At 63.5% G+C, this 14,557-nt stretch carries 11 protein-coding genes and 1 pseudogene; 11 read left to right on the top strand and 1 reads right to left on the bottom strand.

What is annotated here, in order from left to right:
* Nucleotides 1-2: 2 nt before the first annotated feature.
* Nucleotides 3-656 (bottom strand): type II secretion system protein N, encoded by a 654-nt coding sequence (locus IB234_RS11225; protein WP_192317496.1) that lies wholly within the window; start codon nucleotides 654-656, stop codon nucleotides 3-5.
* Nucleotides 657-935: 279 nt separating this feature from the next.
* Here IB234_RS11225 and IB234_RS11230 point away from each other — a divergent pair, with 279 nt between their 5' ends.
* From IB234_RS11230 to IB234_RS11280, 11 genes and pseudogenes are all read left to right on the top strand, one after another.
* The gene (locus IB234_RS11230; RefSeq protein WP_192317498.1) at nucleotides 936-3,569 is read left to right on the top strand and encodes a LuxR C-terminal-related transcriptional regulator; all 2,634 of its coding nucleotides are present in this window, start codon (nucleotides 936-938) and stop codon (nucleotides 3,567-3,569) included.
* Nucleotides 3,570-3,718: 149 nt separating this feature from the next.
* The gene (locus tag IB234_RS11235) at nucleotides 3,719-6,460 is read left to right on the top strand and encodes a peroxidase family protein (RefSeq protein ID WP_192317500.1); all 2,742 of its coding nucleotides are present in this window, start codon (nucleotides 3,719-3,721) and stop codon (nucleotides 6,458-6,460) included.
* A 239-nt stretch (nucleotides 6,461-6,699) separates the two neighbouring features.
* Nucleotides 6,700-8,211 carry a type II secretion system ATPase GspE gene (gspE, locus tag IB234_RS11240; RefSeq protein ID WP_192317503.1) on the top strand — a complete coding sequence of 504 codons (1,512 nt, stop codon included), beginning with the start codon at nucleotides 6,700-6,702 and terminating at the stop codon, nucleotides 8,209-8,211.
* 269 nt (nucleotides 8,212-8,480) lie between these two features.
* Nucleotides 8,481-9,698, top strand: coding sequence for a GspF family T2SS innner membrane protein variant XcpS (gene xcpS, locus IB234_RS11245; RefSeq protein WP_192317505.1), 1,218 nt, complete (start codon nucleotides 8,481-8,483; stop codon nucleotides 9,696-9,698).
* A gap of 155 nt (nucleotides 9,699-9,853) precedes the next feature.
* Nucleotides 9,854-10,270, top strand: a pseudogene (gene gspG, locus IB234_RS11250) (type II secretion system major pseudopilin GspG); the annotation flags it as partial.
* Between the two features lie 6 nt (nucleotides 10,271-10,276).
* Nucleotides 10,277-10,813, top strand: a complete 537-nt coding sequence (gspH, locus tag IB234_RS11255) for a type II secretion system minor pseudopilin GspH (protein ID WP_192317818.1) — start codon at nucleotides 10,277-10,279, stop codon at nucleotides 10,811-10,813.
* The gene (gene gspI / locus IB234_RS11260) at nucleotides 10,810-11,199 is read left to right on the top strand and encodes a type II secretion system minor pseudopilin GspI (RefSeq protein WP_192317510.1); all 390 of its coding nucleotides are present in this window, start codon (nucleotides 10,810-10,812) and stop codon (nucleotides 11,197-11,199) included. Before gspH ends, gspI begins: the two co-directional genes overlap by 4 nt.
* Nucleotides 11,196-11,909, top strand: a complete 714-nt coding sequence (gspJ, locus tag IB234_RS11265) for a type II secretion system minor pseudopilin GspJ (protein WP_192317512.1) — start codon at nucleotides 11,196-11,198, stop codon at nucleotides 11,907-11,909. The genes gspI and gspJ overlap by 4 nt, the downstream gene beginning before the upstream one ends.
* Nucleotides 11,906-12,859 (top strand): type II secretion system minor pseudopilin GspK, encoded by a 954-nt coding sequence (gspK, locus tag IB234_RS11270; RefSeq protein WP_192317514.1) that lies wholly within the window; start codon nucleotides 11,906-11,908, stop codon nucleotides 12,857-12,859. The genes gspJ and gspK overlap by 4 nt, the downstream gene beginning before the upstream one ends.
* Nucleotides 12,856-14,001, top strand: a complete 1,146-nt coding sequence (gene gspL, locus IB234_RS11275) for a type II secretion system protein GspL (protein ID WP_192317515.1) — start codon at nucleotides 12,856-12,858, stop codon at nucleotides 13,999-14,001. The genes gspK and gspL overlap by 4 nt, the downstream gene beginning before the upstream one ends.
* Nucleotides 13,998-14,510 carry a type II secretion system protein M gene (locus IB234_RS11280; RefSeq protein ID WP_192317517.1) on the top strand — a complete coding sequence of 171 codons (513 nt, stop codon included), beginning with the start codon at nucleotides 13,998-14,000 and terminating at the stop codon, nucleotides 14,508-14,510. The genes gspL and IB234_RS11280 overlap by 4 nt, the downstream gene beginning before the upstream one ends.
* Nucleotides 14,511-14,557 lie beyond the last annotated feature (47 nt).

A 14,557-nucleotide genomic window follows, 5' to 3' on the forward strand; every position in this document is an offset into this window, starting at 1 on the left:
GTTTATTCGGTTTCCAGGATTTCGGGCTGCGGCACTTCTTCGCCGCCTTCCATGCGTTGTTGTAGTTGCTGGATGCGCTCCTGCAGGGCCTGGACGTCTTCGTCCTGCAGCTGTTCCAGTTGCTGGGCGGTTGGCTCTTCCGGCGTATAAGGCGAGGGTGCTGCGGAATAGGGCGTCAAGGCGGGGTTACGAACGGCGGGAAACCGCAGGCTTTCCTCGCGGCCGTCACGCTCGAGAACCACGTGGTCCTGGTAGACCGCCTGCAATCGGGTGCTGGCGTTGACCTCGTTGCCGACCGCAATGCGCCTCGGTTTTTCCCCATCGAACTGGATCACGGCGGTGGAGCGTTGGGCATCCGGGCTGACGAAGCTGGCCAGGAGAGTCATCTTCTGCTGGGTGGGCGGGGCGTTCTGGTCGCCCGTCGCTCGCACCTTTGGTACGCCGAACATGTTCTGCAGTCGCTGGAGGGAAACCTGTGGTGACTGGTCCGTGGCGGAAGGGGGGGGCGAGCTGGGCGCTTCGCTGCGCAGCAGGCGCAGGTAGTCGATGCTCTGCTTGGTCAGGCTCAGGGTTATAAGCAATATGACCAGCAGACAGAGGATGGTCACCCCATGGCGCTGCAGCCAGGCGGGAAGGCTGATGCTGGTAGTGCTCAACGCATGAATCCCCCGGTTTTCTTCTTATAGTTCGGCGCGCCGGGCAGTGCCCGACCCGCCTTGGCTCGACCCGTACTCTGCGGGCGCCGCCAACCATACAGCAAGTTTCCTATCCATGGCGCACCTTCCGGATCTATCTGCGCAACGCGCGTTGCTACCGTGCGTCGTGTCGCAGTCGGAAGCGTGAAACGTTTCGAAACTTCCTGGAAACGAGTCGCTATCATCGGTCTCCACGTGCTTCCCGTTCAACAATAAAAATAAGCCTGACGGATCACTGCAATGGATGATCGCAAGACGACCGCCCTCGCTCATGCAGGCTTTGCCCGCGAAGAGCTGCTGGAACTGCTCAACCACTGCGAGCAGTTCCCGCTGACCTTGTTGCTGGCACCCGCCGGTTCCGGCAAGTCGACGCTGCTGGCTCAATGGCAGTCCGGCAGGCTCACCCGTAGTTTGATGCACTTTCCGCTGCAGGCTCGTGACAATGAGCCGGTCCGCTTCTTCCGTTATCTGGCCGAGGGTATCCGCGCACAGGTCGAAGACTTCGACGTTTCATGGTTCAACCCTTTCGCGGCCGAGATGTATCAGGCGCCGGAGGTGGTCGGCGAATACCTGGCCGATGCACTGAATCGCATCGATGGCGGACTCTATATCGTTCTCGACGATTTCCAGTTCATCAGCCAGCCGACCATTCTCGACGTGCTGTCGGCGATGCTCGAACACCTCACCTCCACGACGCGGGTGATCCTCTCCAGCCGCAATCATCCCGGGTTTTCGCTCAGCCGCCTGAAGCTGGAGGACAAGCTGCTGTGTATCGACCAGCACGACATGCGCCTGTCGCCGGTGCAGATCCAGCAACTCAATGCTCACCTCGGCGGGCCCGAACTCAGTCCTGCCTATATCGACAGCCTGATGGCGATGACCGAAGGCTGGATGGCCGGGGTCAAGGTGGCGCTGCTGGCCTACGCGCGGTTCGGTACGGTGGCACTGGAGCGCTTCAATGGCAGCCAGCCGGAAATCGTCGACTATTTCGGCCATGTGGTGCTCAAGCGTCTGCCGCCGGAGATGCACGACTTTCTGCTCAGCTGTGCCATTTTCGAGCGCTTCGATGGCGAACTGTGCGACAGAGTGCTCGAGCGCGCCGGTTCGGCCCTGCTGCTGGAGGATCTGGCCGCCCGCGAGCTGTTCATGCTGCCGGTCGATCAGTATCCCGGCTGCTATCGCTATCATGCCCTCCTGCACGATTTCCTGGCCAAGCGCCTGGCCATGTATCAGCCGCAACAGGTACCGCTGCTGAATAGGCGCGCCGCTCTGCATTTTCGCGCCCAAGGCGATTGGGACATGGCGCTGCAGCATGCCCAGCGCAGCGCTGACCGGGCGCTGTTCCGCTGCCTGCTGGAGGAAGCCAGCGAGCGCTGGGTGCATGGCGGCCACTTTGCCGAGGTGCTGAAGTGGCTGGAGCCACTCAGCGAGGCGGAGTTGCGCGACCAGCCGCGGCTGCTGGTGCCCCTGATCCTGTCCCTGACACTTTCGCGGCGTTTCCACCAGGCCCGCTACTGCGTGGACGAGCTGGCGGTGCCGAACACCGAGCGACCTGGCCTGGATGAGCCCACCCGCCAGCTCCTGACGTTGAACCTGGAGCTGTTCCAGTACGACCTGGCATTCGATCCTGGCGCACGCTGGAGGGAGTTGCTGGCACCTGGCATCTCCTCGGACATCCGGGCGCTGGCCATGACCATCCTGGCCTATCACCATCTGATGAACTCGCGTTTGGAACAGTCCATCCAGCTCGCTCTGGAGGCCAAGGCGCTGCTGGCCCGTACTGGTCAGTTGTTCCTGGAAAGCTATGCCGACCTGATCATCGCGCTGTGCAACCGCAACGCGGGCCGCGCCACCAGCGCACGCAAGGACGTGTGCCACGACTACCAGCGTACCGAGCGCTCGTCGCCCGCGTGGCTCAACCGGGCTACGGCGATGGTGGTTGCGCTGTATGAGCAGAACCAGCTGGCCGCTGCACAGCAGCTGTGTGAGGACCTGATGGCGATGGTCACCTCGTCTTCGGCCACAGAGACCATTGCCACGGTACACATCACCCTGTCGCGCCTGCTCTACAGGCGCCAGTCCCAGGGGCGTGCCGGACGCCTGCTGGAGCAGCTTTCACGCATCCTGCAGCTGGGCAACTACCAGCGCTTCGCGAGCCAGGTGGCCCAGGAAAGCATGCGCCAGGCCTATCTCGATGGGCGGCCTGCGGCGATGGACGCCCTGGCTCTGCGGCTGGGTATCGATGAGCGCCTGGCGGCAGGGGAGTGGGAGAAGGTACGCCCATACGACGAGTGCTGGGAGCGTTATGGCCTTGCCGCTGTGTATTGGCTGGTGATGCGTGGCGTACAGCCGCGTGCCTGCCGGATTCTCAAGGTACTGGCGCAGTCGCTGCAACAGAGTGAGATGAAGGCGCGGGCGCTGGTGGTGGAGGCCAACCTGCTGGTGCAGAGCGCGCCCCAACAGAGTGCCGAACAGCAGATCAAGGCCTTGCTTGCGCTGGTCGAGCGCTTCGGCATCGTCAATATCAACCGCTCGGTATTCGACGAGGCCCCCGGATTTGCCGAGGCGGTGTTCGGCCTGCTGCACTCGGGCCAACTGCAGGTGCCGGAGGCCTACAGCGAAGCGTATGCCGAGTTCCTCCTGGCAGAAAGCAAGGCGCCGCCCTCAGCTCTGCCTGACCTGGTGAGTCTACTGACCGACAAGGAGGCGGAGATCTTCGCCTGCCTGCTCAAGGGTTTTTCCAACACCGAGATCAGTGCCAGCACGGGCATTGCCCTGTCCACCACGAAGTGGCATCTGAAGAATATCTACTCGAAGCTCAATCTCTCCGGCCGCACCGAGGCCATTCTCGCGATGCAGCAGCGCGGCGTCTGATCCCCAATCCTGACCAGTGGTAGACCCGATTCCCAGCTCCCCCTCCCAGGGGAGGGGGGAGGGGGGGCAGCGAATCCCTAATCTCCCGCCAGCCGGAAACACCGGCATCCAACCGTAATTAGTACAAGAAAAAATCGGGAGATAACGCCATGTCCGTCTGGGTCACGTGGCCGAGCTTGGTCAAGTTCGGTACTTTGGGCATCTATGCAGGTCTGATCACACTCGCGCTCGAACGCGATGTACTGTTCAAGGAAAACCTGTTCGATGTCGACAACCTGCCTGCCGCCAATGCCACCATTACCTGCGATGCCCGCAGCCAGGTGGCCCGTACCGAGGACGGCACCTGCAACATCCTCTCCAATCCTGCCGAAGGCTCTGTCTACCGCCGCTTCGGTCGCAACGTGAATCCCAACGTCACCCACGGCGAGACCGAGTCCGACACCCTGCTCAGCCCCAACCCGCGGGAAGTGAGTAACGTGCTGATGGCCCGCGGCGAGTTCAAGCCGGCGCCCAGCCTCAACTTCATCGCCGCATCGTGGATCCAGTTCATGGTGCATGACTGGGTCGAGCACGGCCCGAATGCCGAGTCCAACCCGATTCAGGTGCCGCTGCCGGCCGGCGATGTTCTGGGCTCGGGCACCATGTCTGTGCGCCGCACCCAGGCGGATCCGACCCGTACCGCCGCAGAGGCTGGCAAACCTGCCGCCTACCGCAACCACAACACCCATTGGTGGGATGGTTCTCAACTGTATGGCAGTGACAAGGCCACCAATGACAAGGTCCGCTCCTTCGTCGACGGCAAGCTGAAGATCAATCCCGACGGCACCCTGCCCACCGACTTCCTCAGTGGCAAGCCGATCACCGGCTTCAACGAGAACTGGTGGGTCGGTCTGAGCATGCTGCACCAGCTGTTCACCAAAGAGCACAACGCCATCGCGACGATGCTCAAGCAGAAGTATCCGGACAAGAACGACCAGTGGCTGTATGACCATGCTCGCCTGGTTAACGCCGCGCTCATGGCCAAGATCCACACCGTGGAATGGACCCCGGCCGTGATCGCCAACCCGGTTACCGAGCGTGCCATGTACGCCAACTGGTGGGGCCTGCTGGGCTCCGGCCCGAACCGCGACAAGTACCAGGAAGAGGCGCGTATACTGCAGGCCGACCTGGCCAGCTCCAACTCCTTCGTTCTGCGCATCCTCGGTATCGACGGCAGCGGGGCTGGTAGCTCGGCAATCGACCACGCCCTGGCCGGTATCGTCGGCTCTACCAACCCCAACAACTACGGTGTGCCTTACACGCTGACCGAGGAGTTCGTCGCGGTATACCGCATGCACCCGCTGATGCGTGACAAGGTCGACGTCTATGACATCGGCTCCAACGTCATCTCGCGCTCGGTACAGCTGCAGAACACTCGTGACCGCGATGCCGAGAACCTGCTGAACGGCGAGCACCCGGAGCGTATGTGGTATTCCTTCGGTATCACCAACCCGGGCTCGCTGACCCTCAACAACTACCCGAACTTCCTGCGCAATCTCTCGATTCCGCTGGTCGGCAACATCGACCTGGCAACCATCGACGTATTGCGTGATCGCGAGCGTGGTGTGCCGCGCTACAACGAATTCCGTCGCGAGATCGGCCTCAATCCGATCACCAAGTTCGAGGACCTGACCAAGGACCCGGCCACCCTGGCCAACCTAAAGCGTGTCTACGGCAACGATATCGAGAAGATCGACACCCTGGTGGGCATGCTGGCCGAGACCGTGCGTCCGGACGGCTTCGCCTTCGGCGAGACCGCCTTCCAGATCTTCATCATGAACGCCTCGCGTCGCCTGATGACCGACCGTTTCTACACCAAGGACTATCGCCCGGAGATCTACACCGCCGAGGGCCTGGCCTGGGTTGAGAACACCACCATGGTCGACGTGATCAAGCGTCACAACCCGCAGCTCGACAGCAGCCTGGTGGGCGTGCAGAACGCCTTCAAACCCTGGGGCCTGAATATCCCGGCCGACTACGAAACCTGGCCGGCCAAGGCCAAACAGGACAACCTGTGGGTCAATGGTGCCCTGCGCACCCAATATGCCGAAGGGCAGCTACCGGCCATTCCCGCGGTGAACGTCGGCGGCCTCATCAGCTCCGTGCTGTGGAAGAAAGTACAGACCAAGTCTGACGTGGCGCCGGCTGGCTACGAGAAGGCCATGCACCCGAATGGAGCGATGGCCAAGGTCAAGTTCACCGCCGTGGCGGGCCAGCCGTATACCGGTCTGTTCCAGGGCGCCGAGAACGGCCTGCTGCGCCTGTCTGTGGCTGGTGATCCGGCCAAGAACGGCTTCCAGCCGGGGCTGGCCTGGAAGGCATTCGTCGATGGCAAGCCGTCGCAGAACGTCTCCGCGCTCTACACCTTGAGCGGGCAGGGCAGCAACCACAACTTCTTCGCCAACGAGCTTTCGCAGTTCGTCCTGCCGGAGACCAACGACACCCTGGGTACCACGCTGCTGTTCTCGCTGGTCAGCCTCAAGCCGACCCTGCTGCGGGTTGACGACATGGCTGAGGTGACCCAGACCGGTCAGGCCGTAACCTCGGTCAAGGCTCCGACGCAGATCTACTTCGTGCCGAAGACTGAACTGCGCAACGTGTTCTCCACCGCGGCGCACGACTTCCGCAGCGATCTGGTGACCCTGGCGGCAGGTACCAAGCTGTATGACGTCTACGCCACCTCGATGGAGATCAAGACCTCGATCATTCCGTCCACCAACCGCAGCTACGCGCAGCAGCGTCGCAACAGTGCGGTGAAGATCGGTGAGATGGAGCTCACCTCGCCCTTCGTGGCTTCGTCCTTCGGCGACAATGGCGTGTTCTTCAAGCACCAACGCAGCGAAGACAAGTAAATAAAGCTCACCTACGCGGTACAAGAACCCTGGCATTCGCCGGGGTTCTTTTTTTGTGGAATGCGGTATTCCGACCCACGGCGATAACAATTCGTCGCTAAGGTTGTCGCTTCATTGTCGAAGCCTGCGAAATCTGCACTGCAGTTTCCGTGGAAATCCGTTAATTTTGGTCCTCAGACGTGCCGTTAGAACAACAAAAACAACGAGATGGATCTTCTGCTCCAGGAACGCGCCCGCTCATGTCCACTGATACTCATGCCGCTCTGGCGGCTCCAGTAGTTCCAGCTCTACGTTCACTGCCGTTCGCCTTCGCCAAGCGCCACGGCGTGCTGTTGCGCGAGGCCCTCGGCCAGGCCGAACTGCAAGCCCGTCGCGGGGCCAGCCTCACCGCCGTACAGGAGGCCCAGCGCTTCGCCGGCCGGGTGCTGCCATTGCAATGGCTGGAGCCCGAGGCCTTCGAGCAACAGCTCAGCCTGGCCTACCAGCGCGACTCTTCCGAGGTGCGGCAGATGGCCGAGGGGTTGGGCGCCGAGCTTGATCTCGCCAGCCTGGCCGAGCTCACCCCCGAGTCTGGCGACCTGCTGGAGCAGGAAGACGACGCCCCGATCATCCGCCTGATCAACGCCATCCTCAGCGAGGCGATCAAGGCCGGCGCTTCCGACATTCACCTGGAAACCTTCGAGAAACGCCTGGTAGTGCGCTTTCGCGTCGACGGCATCCTGCGCGAAGTGATCGAGCCGCGCCGCGAGCTGGCAGCTTTGCTGGTGTCGCGGGTCAAGGTCATGGCGCGCCTGGACATCGCCGAGAAGCGCGTGCCACAGGATGGGCGCATCTCGCTCAAGGTCGGTGGTCGCGAGGTCGATATTCGTGTCTCGACCCTGCCGTCGGCCAATGGCGAACGCGTGGTACTGCGTCTGCTGGATAAACAGGCCGGGCGCCTGTCGCTGCCGCACCTGGGCATGAGCGAGCGCGACCGCCGCCTGCTCGACGACAACCTGCGCAAGCCCCACGGCATCATCCTGGTCACCGGCCCCACCGGCTCGGGTAAAACCACCACCCTGTACGCCGGCCTGGTCACCCTCAACGACCGCTCGCGCAACATCCTTACGGTGGAAGACCCCATCGAATACTACCTGGAAGGCATCGGCCAGACCCAGGTCAACCCGCGGGTGGACATGACCTTCGCCCGCGGCCTGCGCGCCATCCTGCGCCAGGACCCGGACGTGGTGATGGTCGGCGAGATCCGTGACCAGGAGACCGCCGACATCGCCGTGCAGGCTTCGCTGACCGGCCACCTGGTGCTCTCCACCCTGCACACCAACAGCGCCGTGGGCGCCGTTACCCGCCTGGTCGACATGGGCGTCGAGCCCTTCCTGTTGTCCTCGTCTCTGCTCGGCGTGCTGGCCCAGCGCCTGGTGCGCGTGCTCTGCGTGCACTGCCGCGAGGCGCGCCCGGCCGACGAGGCCGAATGCGGCCTGCTCGGCCTAGATCCGCACAGCCAGCCAACGCTCTACCACGCCAAGGGCTGCTCGGAGTGCCACCAGCAGGGCTACCGCGGCCGGACCGGCATCTATGAACTGGTGATCTTCGACGACAAGATGCGCACCCTGGTGCATAACGGCGTCGGCGAGCAGGAACTGTTACGCCATGCTCGTAGCCTCGGCCCGAGCATTCGTGACGATGGTCGGCGCAAGGTGCTGGAAGGGGTGACCACCCTGGAAGAAGTCCTGCGCGTCACTAGAGAAGATTGATTAGGGTCTGCTGATGCTTTTTCACGGCCGCGACGGCGCCGTTTTTTGCGCGGAGCTAGGCGCGAGGAGAGAAGTTTGGTTATTCCAAATGAACGACGAGTCACGACGCGCCGCGCAAAAAACGGCCCGTCCCTGCGGGTTGCGCGCCAAAAGACGCCATGCGGCGTTGCGGGACTTGGCAAGGGGGGCACCATTACCTGCGTCCCGCGCCTAGCCTGGCGTCTTTTGACGCTGCAACGCGGCTCGCGAAAAAGCATCAGCAGACCCTAATGGCCGCCTTCGAATACATTGCTCTCGATGGCAAGGGCCGCCAGCAGAAGGGCGTGCTGGAGGGCGACAGCGCCCGCCAGGTGCGCCAGCTGTTGCGCGAGAAGCAGCTGTCGCCGCTGCAGGTCGAACCGGTGCATCGCAAGGAGCAGGCCGAGGGCACTGGCGGTTTCAGCCTGCGCCGTGGCCTCTCGGCCCGCGACCTGGCTCTGGTCACCCGCCAGCTGGCGACCCTGATCAGCGCCGCGCTGCCCATCGAGGAGGCATTGCGTGCCGCTGCGGCCCAGTCGCGCCAGCCGCGTATCCAGTCGATGCTGCTGGCGGTGCGCGGCAAAGTGCTCGAAGGCCATAGCCTGGCCAAGGCCCTGGCCACATACCCGGCGGCCTTCCCCGAACTCTATCGCGCCACGGTGGCTGCTGGTGAGCACGCCGGCCACCTCGGCCCGGTGCTGGAGCAACTGGCCGACTACACCGAACAGCGTCAGCAGTCGCGGCAGAAGATCCAGATGGCGCTGCTTTACCCGGTGATCCTGATGCTCGCCTCGCTGGGCATCGTCGGCTTCCTGCTCGGTTACGTGGTGCCGGACGTGGTGCGGGTGTTCGTCGACTCCGGGCAGACCTTGCCGGCGCTGACTCGCGGGCTGATCTTCCTCAGTGAGTTGGTCAAGGCCTGGGGCGCGCTGGTGATCGTCCTGGCCGTGCTGGGCGTGATCGGCTTCCGCCGCGCGCTGCGCAACGAGGACCTGCGCCGACGCTGGCACGCCTTCCTGCTGCGCCTACCACTGGTGAGTGGGCTGATCGCTGCTACCGAGACTGCGCGCTTCGCCTCGACCCTGGCCATCCTGGTGCGCAGTGGGGTGCCGCTGGTGGAGGCGCTGGCCATCGGTGCCGAGGTGGTGAGCAACCGCATCATCCGCACTGATGTAGCCAACGCCACCCAACGTGTGCGCGAGGGCGGCAGCCTGTCCCGTGCACTGGAGTCCAGCCGGCAGTTCCCACCGATGATGCTGCACATGATCGCCAGCGGCGAGCGTTCCGGTGAGCTGGACCAGATGCTGTCGCGCACGGCACGCAATCAGGAGAACGACCTGGCCGCCACCATCAGCTTGCTGGTGGGGCTGTTCGAGCCGTTCATGCTGGTGTTCATGGGGGCGGTGGTTCTGGTGATCGTACTGGCCATCCTCCTTCCGATTCTCTCTCTGAACCAACTGGTGGGTTGATAGTGATGAACAAAGACAGACTGAGCGAAAACACCGCGAGCGCCGGCCAGGCTAGGCGAAACCAGGCGAAGCTGCGGAGTTTACAAGTCGTAAATGAGCATGCTGAGCCTGGTTTTAACGACGCATCGCCAAGCGCAGTAGTTTTTGCATCGTCTAAGCAACGCGGTTTCACCCTGATCGAGATCATGGTGGTGGTGGTCATCCTCGGCATCCTCGCTGCGCTGGTGGTGCCGCAGGTGATGGGGCGCCCGGACCAGGCCAAGGTTACCGCCGCGCAGAACGACATCCGCGCCATCGGCGCGGCACTGGACATGTACAAGCTGGACAACCAGAACTACCCCAGCACCCAGCAGGGCCTTGAGGCTCTGGTGAAGAAACCTACCGGCAATCCGCCCGCGAAGAACTGGAACGCCGAGGGTTACCTGAAGAAGCTGCCGATCGATCCCTGGGGCAATCAGTATCTGTATCTGTCCCCGGGCACCCGCGGCAAGATCGATCTGTACTCCCTAGGCGCCGACGGCCAGGAGGGCGGCGACGGCACCAATGCCGATATTGGCAACTGGGATATCTGATTGTCGATGCGAGCCGCGCGGGGCTTCACGCTCATCGAGCTGCTGGTGGTTCTGGTCCTGCTGGGCGTCCTGACCGGTCTCGCCGTGATCGGCAGCGGCCTGGCCAGCAGCCCTGCACGCAAGCTCAACGATGAAGCTGAGCGGCTCAACAGCCTGCTGCGGGTACTGCTTGACGAGGCTGTGCTGGATAACCGCGAGTACGGCGTGCGCTTCGAGACGCACAGCTACCAGGTGCTGCGCTACGAGCCGCTGAAATCGCGTTGGGAACCATTGGACGATAAGGTCCACGAGCTGCCGGAGTGGGTCGAGTTGCGCATCGAGGTCGAGGACAAGGCTGTCGGCCTGCCGACTCCGCTGGGAGGCAAGGGCAAGTCCGGTCCCAAGCCTCCGCAGCTGCTTATCCTTTCCAGCGGTGAGCTGACGCCCTTCACTTTGCGCCTGGGTGGTGGCCGGGAGCGTGGTTCACCGGTGCTGTTATTGAGTAGTGATGGCTTCTCCGAGCCGGAACTGAAGCCTGAAGGCGCCAAGGGGCGTTCTGGATGAGGCGCGGTCGTGGCTTCACTCTGCTGGAAGTACTGGTGGCCCTGGCGATCTTCGCCGTAGTCGCCGCCAGCGTGCTCAGTGCCAGCGCTCGCTCGCTAAAGACGGCTGCGCGGCTGGAGGACAAGACCTTCGCGACATGGCTGGCCGACAACCGACTGCAGGATATCCAGTTGGCGGAAAGCCCTCCGAGCGAGGGGCGCGAGCAGGGCGAGGAAACCTATGCCGGTCGACGCTGGGTATGGCAGACCGAAGTGCAGGCCACCAGCGAACCGGAGATGTTGCGTGTCACCGTACGTGTGGCGCTGCGCCCGGAGCGCGGCCTGCGTGGCACGGTCGAGGACAATGCGCTGGTCACCCTCAGCGGCTTCGTCGGGGTGGAGCCATGAAGCAGCGTGGCTTCACTCTGCTGGAGGTGTTGATTGCCATCGCCATCTTCGCCCTGCTGGCCATGGCGACCTATCGCATGCTCGACAGCGTTTTGCAGACCGACGCTGGCCAGCGCGAGCAGGAACAGCGTCTGCGGCACCTGACCAAGGCCATGGCCGCCTTCGAGCGTGATCTGCTGCAGGTACGCTTGCGCCCGATACGTGACCCGTTGGGCGATCTGCTGCCTTCGCTGCGCGGCGACAGCGGCCGCAACACCCAGCTGGAGTTCACCCGCAGCGGTTGGCGTAACCCGCTTGGCCAACCGCGGGCGACCCTGCAGAGGGTGCGCTGGCAACTCGAGGGTGAACGCTGGCAGCGTCTCTACTGGCCGGTACTGGATCAGGCACAGGATAGCCAGCCGCGGGTACAGCAGGCTTTGGAGGGGGTGAAGCGCTTCGAGCTGCGCTTTCTCGACGAGGAAGGCCGCTGGCTGCAGGGCTGGCCGCCGGCCAATAGTCGTGCAGATGAGGCGTTGACCCAGCTGCCCAAGGCAGTGGAGCTGATCGTCGAGCACCGCTACTACGGCGAGCTGCGTCGCCTGTGGCGCATGCCGGAGATGCCGCAGCAGGAGCAGGTGGTACCACCTGGTGGCGAGGAGGGCAGCGAAGAAGAGGGTGGTCTGCCATCGGAAGAGGTCGCTCCGGACCTGCCACAGGGGCCTTCACCATGAGGCGGGAGCGAGGGGTTGCCCTGATCACTGTCATGCTGGTGGTGGCGCTCGTGACCATCGTCTGCGCGGCAATGATGCTGCGTCAGCAGCTGGCGATTCGCAGCACCGGCAATCAATTGCTGGTGCGCCAGGCCCAGTACTATGCCGAGGGCGGCGAACTGGTAGCCAAGGCTTTGCTGCGTCGTGATCTGAGCAGTGATCAGGTGGATCATCTCGCCGAACCCTGGGCAAATCCCAAGCTGCGTTTTCCGCTGGACGAGGGGGGTGAGCTGCGTTTGCGCATCGAGGACCTGTCCGGTCGTTTCAATCTGAACAGCCTGGTCGCGGGTGGGCAAGCTGGGGAGCAGGCGCTGCTGCGGTTTCGTCGCCTGCTGCAGGTGCTGCAGCTGACGCCGGCCTACGCCGAGCGCCTGCAGGACTGGCTCGATGGCGACCAGGACCCCACCGGTATGGCTGGTGCCGAGGACGACCAATATCTGTTGCTGAAGCCGGCCTATCGCACCGGCCCTGGCCGTATTGCCGAGGTTTCCGAGCTGCGTCTACTGCTAGGCATGAGCGAGGTGGATTACCGGCGACTGGCACCCTTCGTCAGCGCTTTGCCGAGCCAGGTGGAGCTGAACATCAACACTGCCAGCGCCCAGGTGCTGGCATGTCTGGGGGAAGGCATACCCCAGGCGGCGCTGAAGGCCGCCATCGAGGGACGGGGGAGCAACGGCTATCGCGATCCCGGGGCCTTCGTTCAGCAGCTTGGCAGCTACGGTGTGAACCCTCAGGGGCTGTCCACTGGCAGCCAGTATTTCCGGGTCACTACCGAGGTGTTGCTGGGCGACCGGCGGCAGGTGCTGGCCAGTTATCTGCAACGCGGTAATGATGGGCGCGTCCGCCTGATGGCGCGCGATCTGGGGCAGGAGGGCCTTGCGCCCCTGCCCGTCGAGGAGTCTGAGGAATGAGTCTGCTCACTCTGTTTCTTCCACCCCAGGCCTGCATCGATGTGGTGGCCGATATACCGGTCTGGCGTGTCGATGGCGACAGCTGCGATCAGCTACCCTTCGCTGCTGCATTACCGCTCCAGGGGGACGTCTGGCGCCTGGTGCTGCCGATAGAGGCGGTGACGGTCTGCACTGTGCAGTTGCCAACCACCAAGGCTCGCTGGCTGCAGAAGGCGTTGCCATTTGCCGTTGAGGAACTGCTGGCCGAGGAGGTGGAACAGTTTCACCTGAGTGTCGGCGGCCAATTGAGCGATGGCCGTCATCGGATCTACGCGGTACGGCGCGATTGGCTGGCTGGCTGGCTGGATCTTTGCGGTGACAACCCACCGCAGCGCATCGAGGTCGATGCCGATCTTCTGGGGGAGGAAGGAAGCCAGTTGCTCTGTCTCGGTGATCGCTGGCTGCTCGGCGGTACCGCCGAGGCACGTATGGCCATGAGAGCGGAGGACTGGCCGCAGTTGTCCGCCCTCTGCCCGAGGCCGCATGTGGCCTACGTGATGACCGGCCAGCCCGCTCCGTCCGGAGTCGATAGCACCTACGAGTTGAGTCAGCCCCACGCCTGGCTGGCGCGACACCGGGCCGAATGCGATCTGGCCCAGGGATCGTTCGCCCGGCGCGAGCCTTCCGGTCAATGGCAGCGCTGGCGCCCGTTGGCGGCGCTGCTTGGCCTGTGGCTTGTTCTGCAATGGGGCTTCAACCTGGCACAGGGCTGGCACCTCAGGCATGAAGGGGAGCGCTATGCCGAGGCTAGCCGCGAGCTATACCGTGAGTTGTTTCCTGGCGACAGCAAACTGATCAACCTGCAGGCGCAGTTCGACCAGCATCTGAGGGAGACGGAAGGCGGTGGTCAGCAGCAATTGCTGCAGCTGCTCGACCAGGCCGCGGCCGCCATCGGTGATGAGGGTGCACGTGTGCAGGTGCAACAGCTGGACTTCAATGCTCAGCGCGGTGATCTGGCTCTCAGTCTTCAGGCCAGTGACTTCGCTGCTCTGGAAAGCCTGCGGACTCGGCTGCAGGACTCTGGCCTGGCGGTGGATATGGGCTCAGCAAGTCGTGAAGGAAATGGCGTCAGTGCGCGTCTGGTGATTGGAGGCAATGGATGACTGATCTGGTTCTGCAATGGCGGGCTCGTATCGCCCGTAACCCGCTGGCGCTGCGCTGGCAGACTCTGCCGTCGCGTGATCGGCTGGCGTTGGGGCTGCTTGGCGGTTTTCTGCTGCTGGTCCTGCTCTATCTGCTGCTCTGGCGGCCTGCCAGTCAGAACCTCGAACAGGCGCGCAGCTTCCTGCAACAGCAGCGCGGATTGCACGCTTACCTGCAGGAGCACGCTCCGCAGGTTCGAGCGGTGCAGGAGTGGCCCAGGGCGAGCGTTGATGCAACCGCGTTGCAGGGCTTGGTGACCGGCAGTGCCGCCAGCCAAGGCCTGAATGTGGAACGCCTGGACAACCAGGGCGATGGTGGGCTGCAGGTGAACCTGCAGCCCACGGAGTTCTCTCGCCTGCTGCATTGGCTCATGAGCCTGGAAGAGCAGGGCGTACGGGTAGAAGAGGCGGGGTTGGAGCGCGCCGAGAAGGGGCTGGTCAGTACTCGCCTGCTATTACGCGCGGGCTGACCAGAGAAACCGGACAGACGCTGCTGGCTCTCCCTATCGGTCGGAGG

The organism is Pseudomonas sp. PDM16 (assembly GCF_014851865.1).
In the GTDB taxonomy this organism is placed as follows: Bacteria; Pseudomonadota; Gammaproteobacteria; order Pseudomonadales; family Pseudomonadaceae; genus Aquipseudomonas.